Consider the following 26999-nt stretch of genomic DNA (forward strand, 5'->3'; position numbering starts at 1 on the left):
ATGAGCACGAGCACCGGCGCACGGCCGTCCGTCGCCGCCCGCATCGGCATCGGCGGGCCGGTGGGCTCCGGCAAGACGGCGCTGATCGAAGCGCTGATCCCGGTGCTGCAGCGCCGCGGCGTCGATTTCGCCGTCGTCACCAACGATCTCGTCACCAAGGAAGACGCCGAGCGGCTGCGGCGCTCGGGGCTGATCGATCCGGCGCGGGTGTCTGCGGTCGAGGCGGGCGCCTGTCCGCACACGGTGATCCGCGAAGATCCGACGCTGAACATCGCGGCGGGTGACGCGCTGGAGGCGAAGTTTCCCGGCCTCGAACTGGTGCTGTTCGAATCCGGCGGCGACAATCTCGCCTCGACGTTTTCGCTCGATCTCGTCGACTGGTGGATATTCGTCATCGACGTCGCCGGCGGCGACGACATCCCACGCAAGCGCGGGCCGGGCGTGATCAAATGCGACCTGCTGGTGGTCAACAAGGTGGACCTCGCGCCGCATGTCGGCGTGGTGCTTGACGCGATGCTGGCGGAGGCGGAGCGGGTGCGCGGCGGGCGGCCGGTGATCGCCACCAATGCACGTTCGGGTGTGGGGATTGAGGCGGTGGCCGATGCAATTACTTCCGCCGTCCTGTTTCACGCCTGAGCCGTCGCGCGTTGCGGCGGCGCACCTTACGGCCGAGTTTGCCGGCGGCCGGACGATCCTGCGCCGGCAACAGGTCGGCTATCCGTGGCACCTGACGCGCGGCTTCTACCTCGACGGTGCGCGCCCCGATCTGCTGACGCTGTATCTGCAGTCGGCCGCCGGCGGCATGTATGGCGCCGACGATCTGCAATTCGACGTGACGGTCGGCGAAGGCGCCGCGCTGCATCTGACGACGCAATCGGCAACCGTGGTGCACCCTGGCCGCGATCGCCCGGCAACGCTGCGCCAGCGCATCGAGGTCGGAGCCGGCGGATTCGCGGCGCTCACCAGCGATCCCTACATTCTGTTTCCGGACGCTGAACTATCTTTGTCGAGCACGGCGGTGGTCGATCAAGACGGCGTGCTGCTGATCGCCGACGGTTTTTCGACGCATTGCCCGCCGCGATCGACCGGCGTGTTTCGGCGATTTGCCAACGAGCTGCGGATCGAACGGCCAGATGGCCGGCTGCTGATGCTGGATCGCGGTGCGCTGCGCGGCAGCGATCTTCGCGGTGATTTCGATGCGCTCGGCGGCGCACGCGCGGCAGCCTCGGTCGTGCTGATCGCACCGCCGGACCGGCTGCCACCCGGCGAGGAGATCGAGGCGGAAGCCGATCGTGTCGGCTGCTTCGCCGGCGTCTCGCAGGCGCCGAACGAGGCCGGCCTGGTGGTGCGGATGACGGCGCCGGACGCCGGCGGGCTGACGCGCGGCATCACCGCGGGGTTTCACGTCATCACCCGCCACGTGTTCGGCGTCGATCTTGCGCCGCGGCGCAAGTAATCAGCGGCGGGCGAGGCGGAAGTAGAGCTCCGACAGCCGGCTCGGCAGATCCTCGACGCGGTGCACCAGCATGGTGTTGCCGCGGCCGAAGATCCGCGCGGCCGCGTTCATGCCGCCGCTGCCCAGCACCACGCCAAAGCTGTCGATGCCGCGCGCATGCAGGTGCATCACGGCGCGCCGCGCGTCTTCGATCAGATCGGCCGGGTCATCGACGTCGATATCCGATGGCTCGCCGTCGGTGAGCACCAGCACCAGCTTGCGGAAGCTGTTGCGCTCGCTGATGACCGCACCGGCATGGCGCAGCGCCGTGCCGAGCCGGGTCGAATAGCCGGAGACGAGGCCGTCGAGCCGCGCCATGCTGTCGGGGCCATAGCTTTCACTGAAGGCTTTCACCGTGGTCAGCTTGACGTCGTCGCGTCCATCCGACGCGAAGGCGAGCAGGCCGAATGGATCCTGCAGCGCCTGCATGGCCTCGGCGAGAACCGCGACCGCGAGGCGCTCGACATCGAGCACGGTCGCGCCCGAAGCGAGGCGATCGTTGGTCGACTGCGAGGTATCGATCAGCAGCAGCGTTGCGAGATCGCGATGTTTGGAGGTCGACGAACGGAACACCCGCGGGTCGGGATCCTGTCCGGTGCGTAGCGCCAGCCCGGCGTCGATCACGGCATCGAGATCGAGATCGTGGCCGTCCTGCTGACGATTGAGCCGGATCGAGCGGCCGACGCGCAGTCCGCGCACCAGTTGCGCGACGCGGCCGCGCAGGACATCGGCGCGATCGAGCGCTTCGATAATCCGCTTCGGATGGCCGCGCACGGCCGCGACTTCGCGCACCGTCGTCCAGTCTGGGCGCTCGATGCCGTGGCGGCGATCCCATTCCGGATAGGTCGCCAGCACGGTGCCGCGCGCGTCCGGCGCCACCGGCCGCGCCTTGCCGGCTTCGCTGTCCTGTCGCTGCTCGTCAGTGTTGCTCGGGCCGTCCTCGGCTTCCTGTTGCTCGATGCGGGCGGCATCGATGAACATCTCCAAGACTTCGGCGTTTGCCTGCGGCGGTTCGTCGAAGTCCCACAGGCCGAGATTGTCGTCGCGATACACCGGCTCGACCACATAGGTCTTGGCGTTGAACTGCACCCGCATCTGGCCGAGATCGTTACCGAGCAGCATCCCGATCTCGCGCGAGATCGCCGGATCGTTCAGCCGCGGAAGAGCTTGCGCGAACAGCGCGCGGCCCTTGGCGACGAAGCCGTCGTCGTCTTGATAGTCCGGATCGAACAGCGCACGGGACAGCCGCGCCAGCAGCGCCGGCGCGGTGGCGATGCCGGCGGGCCTTGCGGTGTGATACGGCGCCCACAGCCGGCGCAGGCCCGGCAGCTGCCGCATCGCCAAGGTCTCGATGCGCGCGTCCTCGATCAACCCGACCAGCACGATCTGCAGCGGTTTCAGCTTGCCGACGACGAAACGATCGCTACCGAGGACGAGGTGCGCATGCGCGTGGGCGGCGGCGGCGCGATACAGTGCCCACGCGGCGTCGCCCTCGAAACCGCGATACACGTCCGGCAGCCGGATCAGCGGTCCGGCGATCGACGCCCGCCGTGGAATTGCGGTGTCGGCCGGCGGCAGGCTGCGCAGCAGCGGCACGTGGCCCCACAGCGCGGTGACGAACGTCTTGAGGTGCCGCTCGGCCTCGGCGAAATCGACGCCGCCGAACTCGCGGCTGATCAGCCGCCGCGCCAGCTCGTGCTGCAGCGTGAAGTAGTCGAGCCGGACCGTCTTGTTGCCCGCGGCGAGCTTCAACCCGGCGGCGATGAAGTTCTCGAATGCCTCGACCGAACCGGGCGCCAGGATCGCAGCCATCCGCTGCGCCATCGGCTCGATCACCTCCGGCGCCTCGCGCGACAGACCGCGCAGCGCGCTCCACCAGCGCGCCAGCATCGGCTCCGACGCGAAGGCGTTGCGGGCGATCGGCAGCGATTTCAGGCTGAGCGCGGCCGCGCGCGCGCCGGCATGGCGGCAGATCTCCGCGGCGGCGTCGGCAGCTTCCAGCAGCGGCGTGAGGGCTGCGGCCGGGTGACTGCGGCTGATATCCCAATAGGCGATCAGTCCGGTCGGGCCGAGATTGACGTTGGCCAGCGCGAGCACCGCGGCCGACCACGCGTTCAGTTCGTCCGCGCTAAATCGATCGCTCAGCTCCGCCCATGTCGCCTCGAACGGCGCCCGCAACACATCGCGCTGGCGCATCATCTGGCGCAGCGTCTGCGTGGCAGACGTCGCCTGCACCGGGCTGAGCGGGGCAGTCGTGCTCACGGCATGCACGCGTCGATCGCGGCGCGCAGCGCGGCGCGGACGTCGGGATTGTCGGTGATCGGCAGGACGATGCTCGACTGCACGGCGGTGGCGAGCGGCAGGCCGCCGCGCACCAGCCGGCCGGCATGAATCAGCATCCGGGTCGAGGCGCCTTCGTCGAGGCCGTGGCCCTGCAGATTGCGCGAACGCTGCCCGATCGCCACCAGCACGTCGGCCAGCGCGGCATCGGCGCCGCTTTCGCGCGTCACGATCGCGCTCTCGATTTGCGGCGGCGGGTAGGAGAAGTCGATCGCCAGGAAGCGCTGCTTGGTGGATTCCTTGAGGTCCTTGACGGCGCTCTGATAGCCCGGGTTGTAGGAAATCGTGAGTTGGAAGTCGGCATGCGCCGGCACGATCTCGTTGTGCTTCTCCAGCGGCAGCACCCGCCGCGCGTCGGTCAGCGGATGGATCACCACGGTGGTGTCCTGCCGGGCCTCGACGATTTCGTCCAGATAGCAGATGGCGCCCTGGCGTACCGCTTGCGTCAGCGGGCCGTCGTGCCAGACGGTGCCTTCGGGCTCTAGCAGATAGCGGCCGGCGAGGTCGGCGGCGGTCATGTCCTCGTGCGCCGCCACGGTGATCAGCGGCCTGCCGAGCCGCCACGCCATGTGTTCGACGAACCGCGTCTTGCCGCAGCCGGTTGGCCCCTTGAGCATCACCGGCAGCCGCTCGTCATAGGCGGCGCGAAAGATCTCGATCTCGTCGCCGTGCGGCTGGTAGTAGGGCTCGGATGTGATCCGGTATGCGTCCAGGCTCATGCAATCCTCCGAAGGTGAACGAAGGACGGGCGCCGCGGAAGGGAGATCGGAATATGCGGCAGCCACCGTCCCTGCAAAAAGGGATCATGGCAATCACTGCCGCTCTGGCGCGCTGCTGCCTTGAAGCGCGCTTGATCGCTGACAATAGCCCGAAACCAGGCGAGCGCAAGGGCGGAGCCGTCCGCGGGGATGGCCGGGGGACAGGCTCTCAGGTCTTGCGACCTACCACATCGTCTCGGCGGCGCGCTGTGGCCAGGCGCGGTCGTAGGCGTCACCGCCGACCCGGCCCTCGGTCATCGACGCCAGGATCTGGCCCGGCGTCGGCAGCGTGGCGGGATCGATGTGCTTGTCGGGATTCCACAGCTCCGACCGGATCAGCGCCCGGCCGCATTGGAAGTAGATCTCCTCGACGGTCATCACCACCACGCTGCGCGGCGCCTTGCCGTCGACCTTGAAGGACTCCAGCAGCGCCGCGTCGGCGCTGATGAGCGCGCGGCCGTTGATGCGCAGGGCGTTGAGCGAGCCGGGGATCAGCAGCATTAAGGCGACGCGCGGATCGCGGACGATGTTGCGCAGCGAGTCGATGCGATTGTTGCCGCGGCGATCGGGCAGCATCAGCGTCGTGTCGTCGTGGATGTGAATGAAGCCCGGCAGGTCGCCGCGGGGCGAGCAGTCGAGGCCTTCCGGTCCGACGGTCGCCAGCGCCGCAAACGGCGAGCGCTCGATCAGCGTGCGATAGGCCGAGGTGATGCGGTGCGCGACCTTCTCGGTAGAGGCGTCGTTGGGCACGCCGTACAGCGCCTCGAGCTCGGCGACGGAGCCGATGGCCGGGATCGTCGTCATCGTGTGTTCCTTGCAGCTTCCGGCGTGCCGCGTATGATCGCCAGCAACTCGTGCGCGTGATCGTCGGGACTTGCGACGTTCATGATCGTGAAGTCGGCGATCTCGCCGCCGACGTTGCGTCCGATCCGGTCCGAACTCATCGCGTCGCTGCTGCGGGCGCGCAGCGCAATGCGGCGCGCCAGCACGTCCGGCGGCGCCGTGATCTGGACCACCACGACGTTGGCGTAGGTCTGCCGCGCCTGTGCGATCACCGTGCGCGACACGTTCGCCACCACGGTGCGGCCGGCGCGGATGTCGTTGTCGATGCTGCGTAGCACGCCGTAAGAGTGACCGTGCGCCTCCCAGTGCAGCGCGAATTCGCCTGCAGCGATCATGGCGCGGAACGCCTCGGGCGTGCTCTGCAGATTGTCCTCGGCGGGCGAGGGTTCGCGCGTCACCACGCGGCGCGCGAAGCCGACGCCGGTTTCGCCGAGGCAAGCGATCCGGGCGATGCCGAGCAGGGTGTCCTTGCCGGCGCCGCTCGGCCCGACGACCAGCACCAGCCGGCCCGGTCCGATCCGGCTCTGCTGCGGGGCGATCGGCGCGAGCTCGGTCATGCCACCCGGTGTCCTTCGCGCCAGACGCTGCGCACCGCCGGCACGTCGTGCGCGACATGGACGCGGATCAGGTCGGCGCGCTTGCCGACAGCGATCTCGCCGCGATCGGGCAGGCCGACCGCCTCGGCCGGCGCCTTGGTGACGGTGCGGACCGCCGCGGCGAGATCGATCGCCGGCGCGCGCAGCGGCAATTGCAGCGCCGCCATCAGCAGGCTCGACGGGATGTAGTCCGACGACAAAATGTCCAGCAGTCCTTCGTGCGCGAGATCGATGGCCGCGATATTGCCGGAGTGCGAGCCGCCGCGCACCACGTTGGGCGCGCCCATCAGGATGTCGATGCCCGCCTCGTGCAGGCCGCGCGCCGCTTCCAGCGTGGTCGGGAATTCGGCGACCGCCACCTTGTCGCGGATCGCCTCGACGACGTTCTCCTCGGTGGTGTCGTCGTGGCTCGCCAGCGGAATGGCGTGCTGATGCGCCAGCGCGACGATCGCGCGCATGTTAGCGTCGGCGTAGTTCTCCTTGCAGTACACGCGCCGCGCGAACATCACGTCGAGCTCGGCGTCGGTCATGCCGGCGCCCTTGCCGCGATAGTAATCGCGCAGCTTCTCCTCGTCGCGAAACTGGCGCTGCCCCGGCGTGTGGTCCATCAGCGACATCAGCCGGATGTCGGGCCGGTCGATCAGCTCCTTGGCTTCGGCGACGACGTTGGGCATCGGAATTTCGCAGCGCAGATGCAGGAAATGATCGGCACGCAGCAGATTGGCATCGCGCGCAGCCGAGATCGCTCCGGCCAGCACGATCGCCTGGCCGTCGACGTCCTCGGCGCCTTCCTCGCGCCACACCCGCAGCGAGTCCAGCACGGTGGTGATGCCGCAGGTCGCGAGCTGGCCGTCATAGGAAACCACGGCTGCCACCGGATTCCACTGCACCTTGGGGCGCGGCATGTAGTGCGCCTCGAGATGATCGGTGTGCAGTTCGATCAGGCCGGGCATCAGCAGATCGCCGCCCATGTCGTGGCCGCCGGCGGGCACGCCGGTCTCGCCGATCTCGGCGATGCGGCCGTCCGCAACCGCGAGCCAGCCGTGCTCGATGACGCGGTCGGCCAGCACGATGCGGGCATTGCGAAGGATGAAGTCGGAATTCGTCATTACTGTCTCTCTCGTCAGGCGGCCGCGGCGAAGCTGGTGACGTCGATCAGCCGGTCGGTGATGCGGGCCCGCACTTCATCGTCGTGCACGATGGCGATCATCGCGACGCCGTCGCGTTTCTTCTCGGCGACCAGCTCCATCACCACGGCGCGGTTGGCGGCGTCGAGCGACGCGGTCGGCTCGTCCAGCAGCAGGATCGGAAAATGCGCGATGAAGCCACGCGCGATATTGACGCGCTGCTGCTCGCCGCCGGAGAAGGTCGCCGGCGGCAGCGTCCACAGCCGCTCGGCGATGTTCAGCCGCTTCAAGAGTTCGCCGGCGCGGGCGCGGGCTTCCTCCTTCGCCACGCCATTGGCGAGCAGCGGCTCGGCGACGACGTCGATCGCTGCGACGCGCGGCACCGCGCGCAGAAACTGGCTGACATAGCCGATCGTGAAGCGACGCAGCTCCAGCACCTGGCGCGGCTCGGCGCTGGCGAGGTCGATGGTCGCGCCGCGATGCAGAATGTCGATCCGGCCGCCGTCGCAGCGATAGTTGCCGAAGATCATCTTCAGGATCGACGACTTGCCGGCGCCGGACGGCCCGGCCAGCACGACGCATTCGCCGGCGCCGACCTCGAACGAGACGCCGCGCACCACCGGCAGGCGCAAGCCGCCCTGCAGGTGCATCACGAAGGACTTCTGGGCGTTAGTCAGTTGGATCATCGCGGTCATCGGCGGGCTCATGCGGGCAGGATCGAGGCGACGAGGAGCTGGGTGTAGGGCTCGTGCGGATCGTCGAGCACCTGGTCGGTGAGCCCGGTCTCGATCACGCGGCCGCCCTGCATCACCATCACCCGATGCGACAGCAGCCGCGCCACCGCGAGGTCGTGCGTCACCACCACGGCGGCGAGGCCGAGTTCGGTGACGAGGCCGCGCAACAGATCGAGCAGCCGCGCCTGCACCGAGACGTCGAGGCCGCCGGTCGGCTCGTCCATGAACATCAGCCGCGGCTCGGTGACGAGATTGCGCGCGATCTGCAGCCGCTGCCGCATCCCGCCGGAATACGTGCGCGGCGCGTCGTCGATGCGGTCCTGCGCGATCTCGACGCGCGACAGCCAGGACGATGCGGTGTCGCGGATCTTGCCATAGTGATTCCAGCCGACCGCCATCAGCCGCTCGCCGACATTGGCGCCGGCCGACACCGCCATGCGCAGGCCCTGCGCCGGGTCCTGATGCACGTAGCCCCAGTCGGTGCGAAACAAAAAGCGCCGCTCCGCCTCGCCGAGCGCGGCGAGGTCACGCAGCACGCCGTCGCGCATCCGGTAGGAGACGGTGCCGGTGCTCGGCGCAAGCTGCGCCGACAGCATCTGCAGCAGCGTCGATTTGCCGGAGCCGGACTCGCCGACGATCGCCAGCACTTCGCCGGGATACAGCTTGAACGAGATGTCGCGGCAGGCCTGCAGCCGGCCGTAGGACTTCGACAGATGCTCGGCGACGAGCAGCGGCTGATCGGCCGGGATGGTGCGGTCAAGCATCGGCGTGCTCCTGATGCGGCGCGCTTTCGCTGCCGCGATGGCCCTGCGCCTGGCGGGTCTCACAATAATCGGTGTCGGAGCAGACGAACATCCGTCCGCCGCGATCGTCGGTGACGATCTCGTCGAGATAGGAGTCGTTCGAGCCGCACAGCGCGCAGGGCGCATCCTGCCGATAGCGCGTGAAGGGGTGATCCTCGAAATCGAGCGACACCACCTGCGTGTAAGGCGGGATCGCGTAGATCCGCTTCTCGCGGCCGGCGCCGAACAATTGCAGCGCCGCGCAATCGTCCATCTTCGGGTTGTCGAATTTCGGCGTCGGCGACGGGTCCATCACGTAGCGCGCGTTGACCTTCACCGGATAGGCGTAGGACGTGGCGATGTGGCCGAATTTGGCGATGTCCTCGTACAGCTTGACGTGCATCAGGCCGTATTCGGCGAGCGCATGCATCCGCCGCGTCTCGGTCTCGCGCGGCTCGAGGAAGCGCAGCGGCTCGGGGATCGGCACCTGATACACCAGCACCTGCCCCTCGTGCAGCGGCGCCTCGGGAATGCGATGCCGCGTCTGGATCACGGTCGCTTCGCCCGTATTCGTGGTGGTGGCGACGCCCGCGGTCTTGGCGAAGAATTTCCGGATCGAGATCGCGTTGGTGGTGTCGTCGCTGCCTTGGTCGATCACTTTGAGCACGTCGGTGCGTCCGAGGATCGCGGCGGTGACCTGCACGCCGCCGGTGCCCCAGCCATAGGGCATCGGCATCTCGCGGCTGGCGAACGGCACCTGATAGCCGGGGATCGCGATCGCCTTGAGGATGGCGCGGCGGATCATCCGCTTGGTCTGTTCGTCGAGATAAGCGAAGTTGTAGTCGGGCGCGTTCATTCCGCTGCCTCCGGCAATGCATCGGGTTGTTCGGCGGCGTCGGCGAAGTCCTGACGCAGCCGGCGGATCAGTCCGAGCTCGGACTGGAAGTCGACATAGTGCGGCAGCTTCAGATGCTCGACGAAGCCGGTGGCCTGCACGTTGTCGGAATGCGACAGCACGAACTCCTCGTCCTGCGCTGGCGCCAGCGCTTCCTCGCCGAGTTCGCGGGCGCGTAGCGCGCGATCGACCAGCGCCATCGCCATCGTCTTGCGTTCGCTCTGGCCGAAGGCGAGGCCGTAACCACGGGTGAAGCAGGGCGGCTCGGTGGCCGAGCCCTTGAACTGATTCACCATCTGGCATTCGGTCAGCGCGATGCTGCCAAGCGGCACCGCGAAGCCGGCGTCCTCGGCGACGAACTCCAGCTCGACCTCGCCGAAGCGGATCTCGCCGGCGAACGGATGGGTGCGTCCGTAGCCGCGCTGGGTCGAATAGCCGAGCGCGAGCAGAAAACCCTCGTCGCCGCGCGCCAGATTCTGCAGCCGCAGATCGCGGTCGGCCGGAAAGCTCAGTGGCTCGCGGGTGAGATCGCCGATCGGCGCGTCCGGCTCCGGCTTCGATGTCGGCTCGATCAGGCCGTCGCGGCCAAGAATGTCGGTGACGCGCGGCATCGCTTCGCTCAGTGCAGGCGCGCTCGCCGGCTGCTCCGGCTCGCCGCCGGCGGCGAGTTGCGGGTCGAGCAGACGATGCGTGTAGTCGAAGGTCGGGCCGAGGATCTGGCCGCCGGGAATGTCCTTGAAGGTCGACGACACCCGCCGCCGCACCGTCATCACGCCGGTGTCGAGCGGCTCGGTGGCGCCGAACCGCGGCAGCGTGTTGCGGAAGGCGCGCAGCAGGAAGATCGCCTCGATCATGTCGCCGCGCGCCTGCTTGATCGCCAGCGCGGCCAGCTCGCGATCATACAGCGAGCCTTCGGCCATCACCCGGTCGACGCCGAGCGCGAGCTGTTCGGAGATCTGCGCCAGCGTGACTTCCGGCACGTCACGATCGCCGCGGCGTTCGTGCGCCAGCAGCCGGTGCGCATTGTCGATGGCGCGCTCGCCACCTTTGACGGCGACATACATCAGTTGTCTCCTTGAGCGACGAGCCGCGTGGTACGCGGGATCGCGACGATCGCATCGCCGGCCGTGAGGATGAAGTCGAGGCCGCGCGGAAACAGCGGCGCCAGCGCGTCGCGCTGGGCCAGCAGATCAGCGGGAAGCGGCGCGCGCAGCGTCGCCCTGCCGCGAATGCCGGGGCCGCTCAGGTCGAAAGCTGGCCCGTCATCGAGGCTGCCGAGCTGCAGGATCAGCGTGGTCGAGCGATCCGGATAGTCGTTGCTGCCGAGCGCGAAGTGATCGAGCGAGGGCATCGCGCCGGGATCGGCGATCAGCGCGAACGCCGCCGCGTCCGGCTCGCTCACCAGCGGCGCCGAGGTGTGGAAGCGCAGCCATTGCGTCACTGTCGCGACCTGCGTGGCGTCGTCGAGCCACAGCGGCGTGTCGTGATCGAACAGCGTCAGCGCAATCGCAGCGGTCGCCGCGGTGAGCGGGGCGGGGACATGCTGCAAGCCAGTCTCCAGCCGCTGCACCGTGCCGGGCCGTGCCATCGCCTGCATCACGGCGCGAAAGGTGGTCTGCGCCGAGGTGACCTTGTCGGCGAAGCCGGCGGAGAGTTCGAAAGCCATGCTCATCGTCAGCCCTCGCCTCGCACCATCGTGTAGAAATCGACTTTGGTGGCGGCCGTTTGCTCGGCCTTGCGCTGGCGCTCCGCGGCCTGTGCGGCGCGCAGCGGCGCCAGCACGTTAGTCTCGACCGCCGCCGCGGTGTCGCGGCGCTGGATCAGCGCATCGCATAGCGCGATCAGCCGCGCCTTCGCTTTGTCTCGGCCGAGCGTGTAGCCGAAGCCGCATTCGCCGCTGGCGAGCCGCACCGCGGCGCGCGTCACGGTCGCTTCGCCGAGATTGAACGGCGCGCCGTCGCCGCCGACGCGACCGCGCACCATCACCAGGCCGTTCTCCGGCTCGCGCAGCGCTTCGCTCGCGGGCAATTCGATCGCGGCGAGGCGCGCCGCGATGTCATCAGTGGGGGCATGAACCAGCACGGCCATCGCCGCCTGCCGGGTCTGCGTGCTGGTCTCGAAGGGCGTCGCCATGTTGCCTCTGGCCTATCTCAAGTTGTCTGTGATATTAGACAACTTCATAGTGGGGTGCCATGACCTTTTGATGACGAGGTCGTGAAATGCTAGACCGACCCGAACGGTCGGAGCGAAGGACAAGATGTCGACATTGCAGCCGGATTCCGGCGTCACGCTGTGGCGCAAGGTGGCGGACTCGATCGAGCGCGAGATCGCCCAGGGGGGCTATCCGGCCGGTGAAAAGCTGCCCGGCGAGGTCGAACTGGCGACGGTCCATCGGGTCAATCGTCATACGGTGCGGCGCGCGCTGGCGGCGCTCGCCGAGCGTGGGCTGGTGCGGGCCGAGCGCGGCAGCGGCACCTATGTGGAGCCGGGGCGCATCGCCTATCCGCTGCGCTCGCGCACGCGGTTTTCCGAGATCGTCGGTGCCGGCGGGCGCGAGCCGCGCGGGCAATTACTCGGGGCGAGCCGGGAAGACGCGACGCGCGAACTGGCGCGCGAGCTGGATCTTCCGGTCGGCGCGCCGCTGATCCGGATCGACGGGCTGCGGCTGGCCGACAGCGCGCCGATCTGCGTCGGCAGCACCTGGCTCTCCGCCGAGCGTTTCCCCGATGCGGAGGAGCTGTATCGCCGCTTCGGCTCGATGACCAAGGTGCTGGCGCAGCACGGCATCCGCGATTATCGCCGCGCCTCGACGCGTATCACCGCGGCGATCGCCGACGCCGGCGACGCCGCCCGCCTCGACCTCGGCATCGGCCGCCCGGTGCTAATCGTCGAGGGCCTCGACGTCGACGGCAAAGGCCGCCCGCTGCTGGCACTGCGCACCCGCTTTGCGGCGGAGCGGGTGCAGTTCGTGGTGGAGACGGAGTAGTTCGGGCGCCGCCGACAACAGTAGGAGTGAGGCGCAGCACCGCCCCACACCCAGCCGTCATCGCCCGCGCGTGCGGGCGACCCAGTATCCCAGAGCGTCAGTGTTGAACGCGAGCGCTCTGGAATATTGGATCCTCCGCTTTCGCGGAGGATGACGTTTGGGGGTGGGGCGGTCGATGTGCTCTGAGCTGACGGGCGAGCGCTTGCATTAGAGCACTTCTGCTTTTCATGGAATCAGAGCTGAAGATCCGGGACGCCTGCCACATGGACAACCTCATGGTGAGGAGGCGCGCAGCGCCGTCTCGAACCATGGGCCGCAGGGAATGCGTTGCCCCATCCTTCGAGACGCCCGGCTTCGCCGGGCTCCTCAGGATGAGGACTCAGTGCGTTCGGAAAGTCGGATCGTCTCAATCAAGCGATGAACCGCTCCAGGCTACGCAATCGCCCTTTTTCCGATGATCGCGAAGCGCAGCCGGGTCGAGATCCAGTCGATCGCCGCGACAGCCACCAGGATCATCAGGATCAGGAACGACACTTTCTGCCATTCCAGTACGCGGATCTGTTCGGCGAGTTGCAGGCCGATGCCGCCGGCGCCGACGATGCCGATGATGGTGGCGGAGCGGGTGTTGGACTCGATGAAGTACAGCACCTGGCCGGCGATCACCGGCAGCACCTGCGGCATCAGGCCGAAACGGATCTCGTGCAGCGGCGAGCCGCCGGAGGCGCGGACGCCCTCGACCTGTTTGCGGTCGGCGGTCTCGATCGCTTCGGAGAACAGCTTGCCGAACGCGCCGAAGTCCGACACCGCGATCGCCAGCACGCCGGCAAACGGGCCGAGGCCGACGACGTTGATCCACACCAGCGCCCAGATCAGCGTGTCGATGCCGCGCACGCCGTCGAGGAAGCGGCGCACCGGAAAGCGGATCAGCTGCGTCGGGATGATGTTGCGCGCGGCGAGCAGGCTGACCGGCAGCGCCATCAGCGCCGCCAGCGTGGTGCCGAGCAGCGCGATCGACAGCGTCTCACCCATCGCAGAGAGATAAGCCGGCAGCGACGAGCCCGGGTCCGGCGGGATCATCAGCAGCGCGAACCAGCCGAGCTGGCTCAGGCCGGCCAGAATGCGTTGCGGCGAGAAGTCGAGCTCGATCAGGCCATAGATGAATAGCGCCAATGCTGCCAGCGCGATGGCGGGCACGCCGAGCCGCGCCGCAGCCGGACGCTCGAACAGATGCGGGTGGCGCGCCTTGAGGTCGGCGAGGTCCGTTTGGATTTGCGCGGTCATGCCCGGCCTCCGGTCAGGCGGCCGCGGATCCAGCCGGTCGAGATGTCGATGATGAACACGGTGACGATGATCAGCAGCAGGATCGCGCTGACATCCGAGTAATAGAACTTGCGGATCGACACGATCAGTTCCTGGCCGATGCCGCCGGCGCCGACGAAGCCCATCACCGACGCACCGCGGACATTGATCTCGAACCGCAGCAGCGCGTAGCTGGCGAAGCCCGAGATCACCTGCGGCAGCACGGCGAAGCGCATGCAGGCGATCCAGCCGGCGCCGGTGGAGCGCACGCCCTCGACCGGCTTCATGTCGATATTCTCGACGATCTCGGAGAACAGCTTGCCGAGCGCGCCGGTGGAGTGGATGGCGATCGCCAGCACACCGGCCATCGGGCCGAGCCCGAACGCGATCACGAACACCAGCGCGAACACGATGTCCGGCACGGTGCGGCAGATTTCGAGAAACCGCCGGATCACGAACAGCAGCCACGGCTGCGGCGCGGTGTTACGCGCGGCGAAGAAGTTCAGCAGCACCGCCAGCACGCCGCCGGCGAGTGTGCCCACATAGCTGATCAGCAGCGTCTCGCCGAGCAGCCCGAGCCATTTGCGCCAGCCCCAGAACCATTCGGCCGGGTCGGTCCACACCCGCGCGCCGCTGTCGAGCCGGAAGATGCGATCGAAATAGCTGAAGAAATTGCCGATCTTGCCGAAGAACGTGCCGAGATCGACCTCGGCACCGACCGCCGCGAGGGCGAGCGCGGCAAACGCGATGGCGAAGCCGACGAGCGTGCGCCAGCGCCGGCGGGCGATCGAAGCGTTGTAGGCCGCGTTCAGCGCGTCGAGCTGAGACTCGGGGAGCAGCGATACGGCCAGGGCCATGCGGGGAGGGCTCTCGATGCGCAAAAAACAAGGCCGGATCCCGAAGGATCCGGCCCGGTGGGACGAGATGAAACTCAGGACGCCTTCTTCTTACGCAGGGCGTCGACGAACTTGATCAGCTCGATGGTGCCGTCCCAATCCTTGGTGGTGGCGGCGTGGAAGCCCTTCTTCTGACCGTCCGAGAGACGGTCGAACGCCGCCTTGTCCTTGGTCGGGGCGTCCATGAAGGCCTTGGCGATCGCCGCCTTGAGGTCTTCCGGCAGGTCGGAATTGTAGGCGTAGGGGCCGTTGATGATCGGCGCCGACTTGTGGATGATGCGGAAGTCGTCCTTCTTCATCGCGCTGCCGTCGGCATTCTTCAGCATGCCCTTGTGCAGCATCTGCTGCAGTGTCGAGTCGTCCTCGTTGGTCCACTGGTTGGCGGCGACGTCGACGGTGCCCTGCGCCAGCGCCAGCACGGCGTTCTCGTGGCTGCCGGTGAACACCACCTTGCCGAAATACGCCTCGGCGTCCGAGATGCCCATCTTGTCGAGCTCGAAGCGCGGCACGTTGTTGCCCGAGGTCGAGTTCGGATCGACCAGGCCGAGGTTTTTGCCCTTGAGTTCGTCGATCGACTTGTAGGGGCTCGCCGCCTTGACGAAGAACACCGAGTAGTAGCCGGTCGAGCCGTCGGCGTTGATGTCGTTGGCGAAGGCGTCGGTCTTGACGCCGGTGAGGCGGGCGCGGGCGAACGAGGCCGAGCCGTAGCTGGCGATCTGGATGTTGCCGGCGCGCTGGCCTTCGATCACCGCCGCGTAGTCGTTGGCGATGCGCAGGTTCACCTTCACGCCGAGTTCCTTCGACAGATACGCGACGAACGGCGTCCAGCGCTCGGTGACGCCGGAGGCGTTCTCGGCCGGCACCACCGCGAAGGTCAGCTCCGGATACTTCGTCTTGTAGTCCTGCGCCAGCGCGGTGGAGGCGGTGAGCGCCAGCGTGGCGGCGGCGAGCAGAATGGAGCGGCGGTCGATGGTCATCGTGACATCCCTGTCGGTTGATGTGTCTGTTGGACCCGCGTTCGCCGCGGGCTTCTGTTTCGGACGCGCGTGCGGCTTGTCAGGCCGCGACGGTGCCGAGCTCGGGCAGCAGTTCTTTCGCCGGGGCATGAACCGGCGCGGTGCCCATCACCTCGTTGGCTTCGAGGTCGTAGAGTTCGCGGGCGATGCTGTCGGTCAGCGCCGCCGGCACGTCGTCGAACACGATGCGGCCATTGGCCATGCCGATCAGCCGGTCGCAATAGCTGCGGGCGAGATCGAGCGAGTGCAGATTGCACAGCACGGTGATGCCGAAATGCTTGTTGATGCGCAGCAGGGCGTCCATCACGACCTTGGTGTTGCGCGGGTCGAGCGAGGCGATCGGCTCGTCGGCCAGGATCAGGTCGGGTTCCTGCACCAGCGCGCGGGCGATCGCGACGCGCTGCTGCTGGCCGCCGGAGAGCTGATCGGCGCGCTGCGCGGCGAGCGGCGCGATATCGAACTGATCGAGCGCCGACATCGCCAGCGCGCGGTCCTTTTCGGGCCAGGCCTGCGCGAGCGAGCGCCAGGCCGGAACATGAGCGAGGCGGCCCATCAGCACATTGGTCATCACATCCAGACGGCCGACCAGGTTGAACTGCTGGAAGATCATCGCCGAGCGGGCGCGCCATTGGCGCAGCTCGCGGCCCTGCAGCGCGGTGACGTCGATGCCCTCGAACAGGATGCGGCCCTCGCTCGGATCGGCGAGGCGGTTCAGCGTTCGGAGCAGCGTCGACTTGCCGGCGCCGGAGCGGCCGATCACGCCGATGAAGCTGCCACGCTCGACCGAGAACGATGCATTGTCCACGGCCGCCTTGTTGCCGAACCGGCAAGTGAGTCCATCAACGACCAGCATCCGCTGCTCCAGGCAATTGGTTGCCCTATCGCTAACGCTGGTATCTTGCAGGGATATGACAGTCGCCGAGTTCGACAGTTTCAGTATGTGAATGTCATCTTCGCGTCACGACGCCGTCATCGAGACTGCGGATGAACCTCTTCCCGCTCAGCAGGTAATGGAACTCATGGTCGCGAAATCACTCTCGGTCGAACCCACGGTCGATGCTTCTGCCCGTCTCCACGACGTCAAGCTCGGGGCCTACTGTGAAGTCGGGGCGCGCACCATCCTGCACGAGGTGGCGATGGACGATTACTCCTACGTCGTCAACGACTCGCAGATCACCTACACGAGTATCGGTAAGTTCTGTTCGATCGCCGCGATGACCCGGATCAATCCCGGCAACCATCCGATGCAGCGCCCGACCCAGGCGCATTTCACCTACCGGGCCAGCGCTTACTTCCCGGGCGAAGAGGACGACGCCGAGTTCTTCGACTGGCGCCGTGCCCATCACGTCAGCATCGGCCACGACGTCTGGATCGGTCACGGCGCCATCGTGCTGCCGGGCCGCAGCATCGGCACAGGCGCCGTGATCGCGGCCGGCGCGATCGTCACGCGCGAAGTGCCGGCCTACACCATCGTGGCGGGCAATCCGGCGCGGGTGATCAAGCGCCGATTTTCCGAAGAGGTCGCGGGCCGCTTGGTGAATCTGGCATGGTGGGACTGGGACCACGAGACGCTGCGCCGCGCGCTGCCGGATTTCCGCAAGCTGCCGGTCGAGGCGTTTCTCGACAAGTATGAAGCCGCCGCACGGGCCTGACGCGCCGCAACGGGAGAACGAGATGACCGATATCCTGATCCAAGGCGGCCGGGTGCTCCTGGACAACGAACTGACCGAGACCTCGCTGACGGTTGTCGGCGGAGTGATCGAAAGCGCGGGAGCGAGCGGCGGTCACGCCGCGATGCAGATCGATGCGGCCGGCCTGCTGGTGCTGCCGGGCATCGTCGATCTGCACGGCGATGCGTTCGAGCGGCAGATGATGCCGCGGCCCGGCGTCGATTTCCCGATCGATGTAGCGCTGGCGGACAGCGACCGGCAGGCGATCGCCAACGGCATCACCACGATGTTCCATGCTGTCACCTGGTCGTGGGAGCCGGGCCTGCGCAGCGCCGCCAATGCGCGCCGCATGCTCGACGCGATCGACCTGACGCGGCCGCGGCTCGCGGTCGACACCCGCATCCATCTGCGCCACGAGACCTTCAACCTCGACGCCGTCGACGAGATCGCGCAATGGATCGGCGAGCGCCGCGTCGATCTGTTCGCCTTCAACGATCATATGGATTCGACGCTGCGCGATTTGTCGCGCCCGCAGCGGCGCAGCCGCATGGTCGAGCGAACCGGCCTGTCCGGCGAGGAGTTCGACCGCCTGGTCGAGCGCGTCGCCTCGCGCACCGCGGAGGTGCCGGACTCCATTGCGCGGCTCGCCGCTTGCGCCCGCGAGGCCGGGCTGCCGATGCTGTCGCACGACGACGATACGCCGCAGATGCGCCAAGGCTATCGCTCGCTCGGCGTGCGCATCGCCGAATTCCCGACCACCGAGGAGACCGCGCGCGACGCGGCGGTGGCCGGCGATTTCATCGTGTTCGGCGCGCCCAATGTGGTGCGCGGCGGCAGTCACACCGGCTGGACCAAGGCGGCCGACATGATCGCCAAGGGGCTGTGTTCGGTGCTGGCGTCGGACTATTACTATCCGGCGCCGTTGCTCGCCGCATTCCGGCTGGTGCATGACGGCATCCTGCCGCTGCCGCAGGCCTGGAAGCTGATCTCGGAGGGGCCGGCCCGTGCCGCGGGCCTGTCCGATCGCGGTGCGCTCGGCGCCGGCAAACGCGCCGACATCCTGATCGTCGACGACCGCGTGGCGCTGCGGCCGCGGCTGGTCGCGGCGATCGCCGGCGGTCGGTTGGTTCACATCGACGAGCCGGAGCGCTTCGTGATGTCGCACAAGGTGCGGCATGCCGCGGTTGCGGCGGCCTGACACGGGGTTATGCTGCAGACGATGTCGAATTTCCCGCGCTACGCCATCTATTATCTGCCGCCGCCCGGCAGCGTGCTCGACCGCTTCGGCGCGGCGCTGCTGGGCTACGACGTGTTCTCGGGCGCGGACGTGCCGTTTCCGCCCGAGATGCTCGAAGCCGTTCCGGATTGGGCGGAGGTGACGACCGATCCGCGCAAATACGGCTTCCACGCGACGCTGAAGGCGCCGACTGCGCTCGCGCCCGGGCTCACCGAGGCCGAGCTGCTGTGGGCCTGCGCGACCTTCGCCGAAACGCCGCGTGCCATCCCGGTGATCACGCCGGCCGTGCAGGCGATCGGCAGCTTCATCGCACTGATGCCGGCGGCCGCGTCGGCCGAATTGGAGCAGCTCGCCGCCGACTGCGTGCGCAGCTTCGACAGTTTTCGCGCGCCTCTATCGGCCGAAGACCGCGCCCGCCGCAAGCCGGCGCAGCTGACGCCGCGGCAGGTGCAGTATCTCGATCAGTGGGGCTATCCCTACGTCATGGAAGAATTCCGCTTCCACATGACGCTGACCGGCTCGCTGCCGCCCGACCGCCAGCAGGAGTTGCTCGGCCGGCTGCGCGAGCAGTTCGCCGCGCTCGATCTTCAGACGCTTGCGATCGATCGCATCGCCGTGTGCCGGCAGGACAGCGCCGGCGAGCGATTTCGCAGCATCGGCCAGTTTCAACTCCGGCCGATGCTGTAGAGACGCGTGAGGCCTAAAGCGGTTCGTCGCTAGAATGAAGCGCTCTCGTCCGCTCCACATTGCTCTGAGTCCTCAGCCTGAGGAGCCCGGCGAAGCCGGGCGTCTCGAAGGATGGGGCCACGCAGTGACAGTGACGCATGGTTCGAGACGGCGCTTCGCGCCCCCTCACCATGAGGTCGTGCGTGTGGCGGACGTCCTAATAGCCGGCTCCGACTCCAATACAAACTGAACCGCTCTAGCTCACGCGCCGTTCGCGTTTCTCCCAATAGGGCTGGCGCAGTTCGCGCTTCAGGATCTTGCCGGCGCCCGACAGCGGCAGCGGCGTCTCGGTGATCTCGACGCTGCGCGGGCACTTGTAGCCGGCGATCAGCGCCTTGCAATGCGCGATCAGTTCGTCCGCGGTCACCGTCGCGCCGGCCTTGGTGACGACGACGGCATGGACCTGCTCGCCCCAGGCGTCGTGCGGGATGCCGATCACCGCGCATTGCGCCACCGCCGGATGCTGCGCCACCGCGTTCTCGACCTCGACCGAGTAGACGTTCTCGCCGCCCGAGATGATCATGTCCTTGACGCGGTCGACGACGAACACGAAGCCGTGCTCGTCCATGTAGCCGCCGTCGCCGGTGTGCATCCAGCCGCCGGCCAGGGCCCGCGCGGTTTCTTCCGGACGCTCCCAATAGCCCATCATCACGTTGTCGCCGCGCACGCAAATCTCGCCGACCGTGCCGTACGGCACCGGCTGGTCGTCGGCGTCGACGATACGCACTTCGCAGCCGAGGGTGGCGCGGCCGGCGGCGCGCTGGCGGCCCTTGGCTTTGCCTTCGCCGATATGCTCCTTCCAGTGCAGCAGCGTGGCGATCGGCGACAGTTCGGTCATGCCGTAGGCCTGGGTGAACTGCACGTGCGGGAGGGCGGAGCTGGCGCGCGCCAGCACGGCCTCGCTGATCGGCGAGGCGCCATAGACGATGTTCTTCAGCGACGACAGGTCGTAGGTCTTCAGCGCCGGGTGGTCGACGAACATCTGGATCATGGTCGGCACCAGCAGCACGTCGGTGACGCGCTCGGTCTGCATCGCCTGCATCACGCCTTCCGGCGTGAACGACGGCACCATCACGTTGGAGCCGCCGGACAGCAGCAGCGAATACATCGCCGCGCCGTTGGCGAGGTGGAACATCGGCGCGGCGTGCAGATACACCGAGGTGCCGGGGAAGAGACCTTCGCCGAGCGCATTGAGCGCGTTGGCCATCAGGTTGCCGTGGCTCAGCATCACGCCCTTGGAGCGGCCGGTGGTGCCGCCGGTGTAGAAGATGCCGGCGAGATCGTCGGCCTTGCGCATCGCATCCGGAATCGGCTCATGCGCCGAGATGATGTCCTCGTAGCTGCGCATGCCCTCCGGCACATCGCCGTCGTCGGCATAGATCATCGCCATCCCCGGGATGGCCTTCGCCAGCGCGGCGCCGGTCGCGGCGAACGCCCTGTCCACCACCAGCGCGACGGCGCGGCAGTCTTTCAGCGCGTCCTCGTTCTCCAGCGCGCTCCAGCGGATGTCCAGCGGCACGATCACGCCGCCGCACCAGCCGGCGGCCAGATACATTTCCAGATAGCGATCCGAATTCATCGACAGGATGGCGACGCGTTCGCCTTCACCGACTCCTAGGGCACGCAGCCCGCCCGCGAGCCGCGCGACGCGGTCGCCGACCTCGCGCCAATTGCGCTTCCGCCCGTTGAAAACGGTGGCGAGGCCGTCCGCGTTGATCTGCAGCGCCCGCCGCAGGCCGTGAGTGATATTCATGCAGTCCTCCCTGGTGTGTTTCTTTTGGTGTTATTTTTCTTGCGTGGGGTAGGCGCCTTGGCGGCGCTCTTCTTGGTCTTGGTAGGCGGTGGCTTCCTCGCCGGTCGCTTGCTCGCTGCTGTGGCAAGTCCTTCAGTCAGCCGCTCGGCGAAATCGTCGGCGATCGCGTCCGGCGTCAGTTCGCCGCCGCGCTGATACCAGTGCCCGATCCAGTTCAGCGAGCCGGCGATCGCGAACGCCGCCATCTTCGGATCGCACGGCTTGATCGAACCATCGGCGATGCCCTCGGCAATGTAGCGCCGAAACGTCTGATCGATGCCGCGCTTGGCGGCGCGCACGATCTTGGCGTTGGCTGGGCTGAGGTCGCGCGGATCGAACCGCACCAGGCTGGCGCCGAAGTCGGTCGCCATCGTCTCCGCATAGGAGTGCACCAGCGCGCGCAGCTTGCCGAGGCCGGTCTGCCGGCTGCCGTCGATCGCCGCGATGAAGCCGTCGACCTGCTCCTGCCCCAGCGCCCAGCATTCGAACAGAATGTCCTCCTTGCTGCGGAAGTAGTTGTACAGCGCCGGCTTGGTGATGTTCAGCCGCTCGGCGACCTCGTTGAGCGTGGCGCGATGATAGCCCTGCTCGAGAAATAATTGCACGGCCGTGCGCAGCACCGCCTCGCGCTTTTCGTCGCGGGCGCGGCGGCGGTTCTCGAACGGCATCCAGGGCGAGGGCTGATCGGTAGCGGGGCGTCCGTCCATCATGCATCCGTGAAGCGGCGCCGATTGACTCCGGCGACGGCTGCTTATATTACTCACGGGTAAGAAAAAGTCCAACGAGTAAGATTGGGAGAAAACAGATGGCGTCCCCCGTTTACGTCGCCGGCGTCGGCATGATCCCGTTCACGAAGCCGGGCGCGAGCGAGCCCTATCATCTGATGGGTGCCGAGGCGACGCGCCGCGCGCTCAGCGATGCCGGCATCGGCTACGACGCCATCGAGCAGGCCTTCGTCGGCTACGTCTACGGCGACTCCACCTGCGGCCAGCGCGCGCTGTATCAGGTCGGCATGACCGGCGTGCCGATCGTCAACGTCAACAACAATTGCTCCACCGGCTCGACCGCGCTGTTCCTGGCGCGGCAGGCGATCGCCTCGGGCGCGGCGGATTGCGTGCTGGCGCTCGGCTTCGAACAGATGAAGCCCGGTGCGCTCGGGGCCGTGTTCGCCGATCGCCCGAGTGCCTTCGACGAGTTCGACGCCGCGGCCGGCCGGCTGATCGACGCGCCTGGCGTTCCGCTGGCGCTGCGTTACTTCGGCGGTGCCGGCCTCAGCCACATGCAGAAGCACGGCACGCCGTTGTCGTCCTTCGCCAAGGTGCGCGCCAAGGCCAGCCGTCACGCGGCGAAGAACCCGCTGGCGTTGTTCCGCAAGGAAGTGTCGGCCGACGACGTGCTGAACGACCAGGTGATCTGGCCCGGCGTGATGACGCGGCTGATGGCCTGCCCGCCGACCTGCGGCGGCGCGGCCGCCGTGCTGGTGTCCGAAGCCTTCGCCAAGAAGCACGGCCTGAACACCAATGTCCGCATCACCGCGCAGGCGATGACCACCGATACCTCCTCGACTTTCGGTGCGGGCGACATGATGCAGGTCGTCGGCTACGACATGGCGCGCGCGGCGGCCAACAAAGTGTACGAGCAGGCCGGTGTCGGTCCGAACGACATCGACGTCGTCGAATTGCACGACTGCTTCGCGCATAACGAGCTGATCACCTACGAGGCGCTTGGCCTGTGCCCCGAAGGCGGCGCCGAGAAGTTCATCGACGACGGCGACAATACGTATGGCGGCAAGTTCGTCACCAATCCGTCCGGCGGCCTGCTGTCCAAGGGCCACCCGCTCGGCGCCACCGGCCTCGCGCAGTGCTATGAATTGACGCGGCAGCTGCGCGGCACCGCGGAAGCCACCCAGGTCGACGGCGCCAAGCGCGCGCTGCAGCACAATCTCGGCCTCGGCGGCGCCTGCGTCGTCACGCTGTACGAACGCGCCTGAGTCGCGTCATGGTCGATCAATCCGCTGTCGGTCACCGGTTCACCCCGGTGACAGCCGCTGTCGAGCCCGGGCGTCTGCGTTACTTCTTCGAGACGCTCGGCGAATCCAATTCGGTGTATCGCGACGCCGCCGCGGCCAAGGCCGCCGGCTACAAAGGGATCCCGATCCCCCCGACTTATCTGTTCTGCCTGGAGATGCTCGACAACGAAAAGCCGTTCGAGTTTCTCACCGCGCTCGATATCGATCTCGGCAAGGTGCTGCACGGCGAGCAGAGCTTCACCTATCACGCCCCCGTCGTGGTCGGCGACACGCTGACGTTTCAGTCCAGCGTCGCCAGCGTCGCCGACAAGAAGGGCGGTGCGATGACGCTGATCGTGGTCGAGACCGCGGTCACCAATCAGGACGGCGTCCATGTGGCCGATACGGCCCGGACGATCGTGGTGCGTAACGGGTGAGCGCGATGACCGACAGCAAGACTTCAACGGCGGTCGGCGACCGCGTCGTGCACAAGACGTTTCCGGCGATCAGCCGGCATCGGCTGGCGCTGTATTGCGGCGCCTCGGGCGACCACAATCCGATCCACGTCGATCTCGACTTCGCCAAGGCGTCGGGATTCCCCGACGTGTTCAGCCATGGCATGCTGGTGATGGGCTATCTCGGCCAGGCACTGAGCGACGCGTTTCCGCCGAACCGCATCCGCAGCTTCTCGACCCGCTTCGCCGCGATTACGCAAGTCGGCGCCGAGCTGACCTGCGAAGGCATGGTCGCCGAGCTGTTCGAGACCGGCGGCGAACGCTGCGCGAAGCTGACGCTCACCACCAAGGACCAGCACGGCGAGACCAAGCTCGCCGGCGAGGCCGTGGTCGTTCTCTCCTGACACCTCCGTTCAAGGACATCCCATGGCCAAACTGCAAGGCAAGGTGGCGCTCGTCACCGGATCGGGCCGCGGCATCGGCCGCGCCATCGCGCTCAAACTCGCCTCCGAAGGCGCGCGCGTCGTGGTCAACGATCTCGACGCCGACCCGGGCAATGCCGTCGCGGCTGAGATCAAGGCAATGGGCAGCGACGCTGTCGCCATCAACGGCAGCGTGTCGGAGCCCGGCTTTGCCGATCGCTTCGTCGGCGCGGCGGTCGAGCAGTTCGGTGGTCTCGACATCATCGTCAACAATGCCGGCTACACCTGGGACTCGACCATCCAGAAGATGACCGACGAGCAGTTCCAGGCGATGCTTGACGTGCATCTGGTGGCGCCGTTCCGCATCCTGCGCGCCGCCGCCGAGCCGATCCGGATCTTCGCCAAGAAGGAAGCCGAGGCGGGGCAGGAAGTGTTCCGCAAGGTGGTCAACATCTCGTCGATCGCCGGGCTCTACGGCAATGCCGGGCAGGCCAGCTACTCGTCGGCGAAAGCGTCGCTGATCGGGCTGACGCGGACGCTGTGCAAGGAGTGGGGCCGCTACAAGGTCAACGTCAATTGCGTCGCCTTCGGCCTGATCGCCACCCGGCTGACGCAGCCGATCGAAGCGCAGCAGAAGACCATCGACGTCGCCGGCCGCGACATCAAGGTCGGCGTGCAGCCGCAGATGCTCGACGCCATGGCGCGGATGATCCCGCTCGGCCGTGGCGGCACGCCGGAGGAAGCGGCCGACGCCGTCTATCTGTTCTGCAGCCCGGAATCGAACTACATCAGTGGGCAGGTCGTCGTCTGCGGCGGCGGACTTATTCTGTAGCGAGGAAATATGCAGTATCGATCGCCCTGGATGACCGAGGAGCTGGAGGCGTTCCGCCACCAGTTTCGCAAGTTCTTGGAAAAGGACCTCGCGCCGCACGCCGAGAAATGGCGCAAGCAGAAGATGGTCGATCGCTCCGCCTGGCTGAAGCTCGGCGAGATGGGCGCGCTGGTGCCGAGCATCCCCGAGGCCTATGGCGGGCTCGGCGCGAGCTTCGCCTATGACGCCGCGATCTACGAGGACATGGAGTCGATCGTGCCGGAGGCGCTGTCCGGCGTCACCGTGTCGAGCGGCATCGTCGCGCATTACATCCTGAACTACGGCTCGGAAGAGCAGAAGCAGCGCTGGCTGCCGGCGATGGCGCGCGGCGAACTGATCGGCGGCATCGCCATGACCGAGCCCGGCACCGGCTCGGACCTGCAGAGCGTGCGCACCACCGCGAAGCTGGACGGCGATCACTACGTGATCAACGGCCAGAAGACCTTCATCACCAACGGCCAGAATGCCGATGTGATCATCGTGGTGGCGCGCACCGGCGGGCCGGGCGCCAAGGGCCTGTCGCTGATCGCGCTGGAGACCAAGGACAATCCCGGCTTCAAGCGCGGCCGCAACCTCGACAAGATCGGCCTGCACGCCTCCGACACCTCCGAGCTGTTCTTCGAGAACGCAATTGCTCCAAAGGAGAATCTGCTCGGCGGCGAGGAGGGCAAGGGCTTCGTCCAGCTGATGCAGCAGCTGCCGCAGGAGCGGCTGATCATCGCGGTCGGCGCGGTGGCGGCGATGGAGCGCGCGGTGCGGTTGACCACCGACTACACGCGCGAGCGCAAGGCGTTCGGGCAGCCGATCCTCGACTTCCAGAACACCGCCTTCAAGCTCGCCGAGCGCAAGACCGAGGCGTTCATCGCCCGCGTGTTCGTCGATTTCTGTATCGAGCGGCTGATCGCCGGCGATCTCGACGCGGTGACCGCGTCGATGGCGAAGTGGTGGACGACGCAGAAGCAGGTCGAGACCGTCGACGAGTGCCTGCAGCTGCATGGCGGCTACGGCTACATGCAGGAATACCCGATCGGCCGGATGTTCGTGGATTCGCGCATCCAGAAGATCTACGGCGGCACCAACGAAGTGATGAAGCTGCTGATCGCGCGCTCGCTGTAAGCGGACGCAAGGCAGCAAGGCGAGGGGACACGGCATGGCGTGGGTGAAGCTTGAGACGCGCGGCGCGGTCGCGGTGCTGACGCTCGATAATCCCGAGCAGTACAACGCAATGCGCCCCGGCCTGCTCGCCGATCTCAACGCGGCGCTGGACGCCGCGTTGGCGAACGCGTCGGTGCGGGCGCTGCTGCTTACCGGCGCCGGCAAGGGTTTTTGCGCCGGCGCGCAGCTCGGCGGCGCGACCTTCGACGCGGGCGCCAACGTCGCGCCGTGGATGCGCAAAGAGCTCAGCCCGCTGCTGGAGAAGATGCGCGGCGCGACCAAGCCGATCGTCGTCGCCGTCAATGGCCCTGCGGCCGGCGCCGGTGTCGGCCTCGCGCTCGCCGGCGATATCGTGCTGGCGGCGCGCTCGGCAAAGTTCGTGCTCAGCTTCGTCAAGCTCGGCGCCGCGCTCGACGCCGGCACCTCGCTGTTCCTGCAGCGCTCGATCGGCGTCGCCCGCGCGCGTGCGCTGGCGCTGCTCGGCCGGCCGCTCAGCGCCGAGCAGGCGGCGGAGTGGGGGCTGATCTTTCAGACCGTCGATGACGCCGCGCTGATGAGCGAGGCGATGGCGATCGCCGAACAGCTCGCGAACGGTCCGCCGATCAGCATCGGCCTGATCAAGCAGCAGATCGAACGCGGCTGGGACGCGACGCTGGCCGATACGCTCGACGACGAAGCCGAGCGTCAGGGCCAGGCCTTCGTCACCGCGGATTTGCGCGAAGGCGCCGCAGCATTTGTCGAAAAACGCGCGGCAAGGTTTACGGGGCGATAGACATGGCTCGCCGCAAGCCCTGAGTCCTCATCCTGAGAGCCTGACCGGAAACTAACGCAGCAGAATCCGCTGCGTTTTCCGTCATTGCGAGCGAAGCGAAGCAATCCAGAGACGCCGAGCACGG

29 protein-coding genes are annotated in these 26999 nt (G+C 67.4%); 12 read left to right on the forward strand and 17 right to left on the reverse strand.

The features are described from left to right. Both ureG and IP86_RS01520 read left to right on the forward strand, forming a co-directional pair. Positions 1 to 636, forward strand: a complete 636-nt coding sequence (ureG, locus tag IP86_RS01515) for an urease accessory protein UreG (RefSeq protein WP_054160795.1) — start codon at positions 1 to 3, stop codon at positions 634 to 636. Continuing rightward, entirely contained in the window at positions 602 to 1456 is an 855-nt protein-coding gene (locus IP86_RS01520) for an urease accessory protein UreD (RefSeq protein ID WP_054160796.1), read from the forward strand. Before ureG ends, IP86_RS01520 begins: the two co-directional genes overlap by 35 nt. On the opposite strand, the gene IP86_RS01525 is transcribed toward IP86_RS01520, so the two are convergent. From IP86_RS01525 to phnG, 11 genes are all read right to left on the reverse strand, one after another. Continuing rightward, complete coding sequence (locus tag IP86_RS01525) at positions 1457 to 3757, reverse strand: nitric oxide reductase activation protein NorD (RefSeq protein WP_245290504.1); 2301 nt, start codon at positions 3755 to 3757, stop codon at positions 1457 to 1459. Further along, positions 3754 to 4554: a CbbQ/NirQ/NorQ/GpvN family protein gene (locus tag IP86_RS01530; protein WP_054160797.1), complete on the reverse strand. Its 801-nt coding sequence runs from the start codon at positions 4552 to 4554 to the stop codon at positions 3754 to 3756. The genes IP86_RS01525 and IP86_RS01530 overlap by 4 nt, the downstream gene beginning before the upstream one ends. 222 nt (positions 4555 to 4776) lie before the next feature. After that, positions 4777 to 5397: a pyridoxamine 5'-phosphate oxidase family protein gene (locus IP86_RS01535; RefSeq protein ID WP_054160798.1), complete on the reverse strand. Its 621-nt coding sequence runs from the start codon at positions 5395 to 5397 to the stop codon at positions 4777 to 4779. After that, positions 5394 to 5993: a phosphonate metabolism protein/1,5-bisphosphokinase (PRPP-forming) PhnN gene (gene phnN, locus IP86_RS01540; RefSeq protein WP_054160799.1), complete on the reverse strand. Its 600-nt coding sequence runs from the start codon at positions 5991 to 5993 to the stop codon at positions 5394 to 5396. The genes IP86_RS01535 and phnN overlap by 4 nt, the downstream gene beginning before the upstream one ends. Then, a complete protein-coding gene (locus IP86_RS01545; protein WP_054160800.1) occupies positions 5990 to 7141 on the reverse strand; it encodes an alpha-D-ribose 1-methylphosphonate 5-triphosphate diphosphatase in 1152 nt (383 codons plus the stop codon). Before IP86_RS01545 ends, phnN begins: the two co-directional genes overlap by 4 nt. 14 nt (positions 7142 to 7155) lie before the next feature. Continuing rightward, complete coding sequence (gene phnL / locus IP86_RS01550) at positions 7156 to 7854, reverse strand: phosphonate C-P lyase system protein PhnL (RefSeq protein ID WP_054160832.1); 699 nt, start codon at positions 7852 to 7854, stop codon at positions 7156 to 7158. A gap of 8 nt (positions 7855 to 7862) precedes the next feature. Further along, positions 7863 to 8657, reverse strand: coding sequence for a phosphonate C-P lyase system protein PhnK (gene phnK / locus IP86_RS01555; protein WP_054160801.1), 795 nt, complete (start codon positions 8655 to 8657; stop codon positions 7863 to 7865). Continuing rightward, the gene (locus tag IP86_RS01560; protein WP_054160802.1) at positions 8650 to 9531 is read right to left on the reverse strand and encodes an alpha-D-ribose 1-methylphosphonate 5-phosphate C-P-lyase PhnJ; all 882 of its coding nucleotides are present in this window, start codon (positions 9529 to 9531) and stop codon (positions 8650 to 8652) included. Before IP86_RS01560 ends, phnK begins: the two co-directional genes overlap by 8 nt. Next, positions 9528 to 10634: a carbon-phosphorus lyase complex subunit gene (locus tag IP86_RS01565; RefSeq protein WP_054160803.1), complete on the reverse strand. Its 1107-nt coding sequence runs from the start codon at positions 10632 to 10634 to the stop codon at positions 9528 to 9530. Before IP86_RS01565 ends, IP86_RS01560 begins: the two co-directional genes overlap by 4 nt. Then, a complete protein-coding gene (gene phnH, locus IP86_RS01570; protein ID WP_054160804.1) occupies positions 10634 to 11242 on the reverse strand; it encodes a phosphonate C-P lyase system protein PhnH in 609 nt (202 codons plus the stop codon). Before phnH ends, IP86_RS01565 begins: the two co-directional genes overlap by 1 nt. A gap of 2 nt (positions 11243 to 11244) precedes the next feature. Further along, positions 11245 to 11703: a phosphonate C-P lyase system protein PhnG gene (gene phnG, locus IP86_RS01575; protein ID WP_054160805.1), complete on the reverse strand. Its 459-nt coding sequence runs from the start codon at positions 11701 to 11703 to the stop codon at positions 11245 to 11247. A gap of 124 nt (positions 11704 to 11827) precedes the next feature. On the opposite strand from phnG, the gene phnF reads away from it, so the two are divergent. Further along, positions 11828 to 12556 (forward strand): phosphonate metabolism transcriptional regulator PhnF, encoded by a 729-nt coding sequence (phnF, locus tag IP86_RS01580; RefSeq protein ID WP_054160806.1) that lies wholly within the window; start codon positions 11828 to 11830, stop codon positions 12554 to 12556. Between the two features lie 432 nt (positions 12557 to 12988). On the opposite strand, the gene phnE (IP86_RS01585) is transcribed toward phnF, so the two are convergent. The 4 genes from phnE (IP86_RS01585) to phnC form a co-directional block, all read right to left on the reverse strand. Then, positions 12989 to 13837 (reverse strand): phosphonate ABC transporter, permease protein PhnE, encoded by an 849-nt coding sequence (phnE, locus tag IP86_RS01585; RefSeq protein WP_054160807.1) that lies wholly within the window; start codon positions 13835 to 13837, stop codon positions 12989 to 12991. Beyond that, on the reverse strand, positions 13834 to 14712 hold the full coding sequence (gene phnE / locus IP86_RS01590; RefSeq protein WP_054160808.1) for a phosphonate ABC transporter, permease protein PhnE: 879 nt from the start codon (positions 14710 to 14712) through the stop codon (positions 13834 to 13836). Before phnE (IP86_RS01590) ends, phnE (IP86_RS01585) begins: the two co-directional genes overlap by 4 nt. 74 nt (positions 14713 to 14786) lie before the next feature. Continuing rightward, positions 14787 to 15728 carry a phosphonate ABC transporter substrate-binding protein gene (gene phnD, locus IP86_RS01595; RefSeq protein WP_054160809.1) on the reverse strand — a complete coding sequence of 314 codons (942 nt, stop codon included), beginning with the start codon at positions 15726 to 15728 and terminating at the stop codon, positions 14787 to 14789. A gap of 79 nt (positions 15729 to 15807) precedes the next feature. Continuing rightward, the gene (phnC, locus tag IP86_RS01600) at positions 15808 to 16620 is read right to left on the reverse strand and encodes a phosphonate ABC transporter ATP-binding protein (RefSeq protein WP_054160810.1); all 813 of its coding nucleotides are present in this window, start codon (positions 16618 to 16620) and stop codon (positions 15808 to 15810) included. A gap of 166 nt (positions 16621 to 16786) precedes the next feature. Here phnC and IP86_RS01605 point away from each other — a divergent pair, with 166 nt between their 5' ends. From IP86_RS01605 to IP86_RS01615, 3 genes are read left to right on the forward strand one after another with little or no spacing between them, the layout of a single operon-like run. Next, complete coding sequence (locus tag IP86_RS01605) at positions 16787 to 17419, forward strand: transferase hexapeptide repeat family protein (protein WP_054160833.1); 633 nt, start codon at positions 16787 to 16789, stop codon at positions 17417 to 17419. A 22-nt stretch (positions 17420 to 17441) separates the two neighbouring features. Next, positions 17442 to 18635 (forward strand): alpha-D-ribose 1-methylphosphonate 5-triphosphate diphosphatase, encoded by a 1194-nt coding sequence (locus IP86_RS01610; protein WP_054160834.1) that lies wholly within the window; start codon positions 17442 to 17444, stop codon positions 18633 to 18635. 21 nt (positions 18636 to 18656) lie between these two features. Further along, a complete protein-coding gene (locus tag IP86_RS01615; protein ID WP_054160835.1) occupies positions 18657 to 19361 on the forward strand; it encodes a DUF1045 domain-containing protein in 705 nt (234 codons plus the stop codon). 235 nt (positions 19362 to 19596) lie between these two features. On the opposite strand, the gene IP86_RS01620 is transcribed toward IP86_RS01615, so the two are convergent. Beyond that, entirely contained in the window at positions 19597 to 21153 is a 1557-nt protein-coding gene (locus tag IP86_RS01620; protein WP_054160811.1) for an acyl-CoA synthetase, read from the reverse strand. Beyond that, positions 21150 to 21899 carry a TetR/AcrR family transcriptional regulator gene (locus IP86_RS01625; RefSeq protein ID WP_054160836.1) on the reverse strand — a complete coding sequence of 250 codons (750 nt, stop codon included), beginning with the start codon at positions 21897 to 21899 and terminating at the stop codon, positions 21150 to 21152. Before IP86_RS01625 ends, IP86_RS01620 begins: the two co-directional genes overlap by 4 nt. A 98-nt stretch (positions 21900 to 21997) precedes the next feature. Here IP86_RS01625 and IP86_RS01630 point away from each other — a divergent pair, with 98 nt between their 5' ends. From IP86_RS01630 to IP86_RS01655, 6 genes are read left to right on the forward strand one after another with little or no spacing between them, the layout of a single operon-like run. Further along, complete coding sequence (locus IP86_RS01630; protein WP_054160812.1) at positions 21998 to 23182, forward strand: lipid-transfer protein; 1185 nt, start codon at positions 21998 to 22000, stop codon at positions 23180 to 23182. 8 nt (positions 23183 to 23190) lie between these two features. Further along, entirely contained in the window at positions 23191 to 23637 is a 447-nt protein-coding gene (locus tag IP86_RS01635) for a MaoC family dehydratase N-terminal domain-containing protein (RefSeq protein ID WP_054160813.1), read from the forward strand. Between the two features lie 5 nt (positions 23638 to 23642). After that, positions 23643 to 24059 (forward strand): MaoC family dehydratase, encoded by a 417-nt coding sequence (locus tag IP86_RS01640; protein WP_054160814.1) that lies wholly within the window; start codon positions 23643 to 23645, stop codon positions 24057 to 24059. Between the two features lie 22 nt (positions 24060 to 24081). Further along, a complete protein-coding gene (locus tag IP86_RS01645; RefSeq protein ID WP_054160815.1) occupies positions 24082 to 24909 on the forward strand; it encodes an SDR family NAD(P)-dependent oxidoreductase in 828 nt (275 codons plus the stop codon). Positions 24910 to 24918: 9 nt separating this feature from the next. Then, the gene (locus tag IP86_RS01650) at positions 24919 to 26064 is read left to right on the forward strand and encodes an acyl-CoA dehydrogenase family protein (RefSeq protein WP_054160816.1); all 1146 of its coding nucleotides are present in this window, start codon (positions 24919 to 24921) and stop codon (positions 26062 to 26064) included. Positions 26065 to 26098: 34 nt separating this feature from the next. After that, positions 26099 to 26875, forward strand: coding sequence for an enoyl-CoA hydratase-related protein (locus IP86_RS01655; protein ID WP_054160817.1), 777 nt, complete (start codon positions 26099 to 26101; stop codon positions 26873 to 26875). Positions 26876 to 26999 lie beyond the last annotated feature (124 nt).

This window comes from Rhodopseudomonas sp. AAP120, assembly GCF_001295845.1.
Lineage (GTDB): Bacteria > Pseudomonadota > Alphaproteobacteria > Rhizobiales > Xanthobacteraceae > Rhodopseudomonas.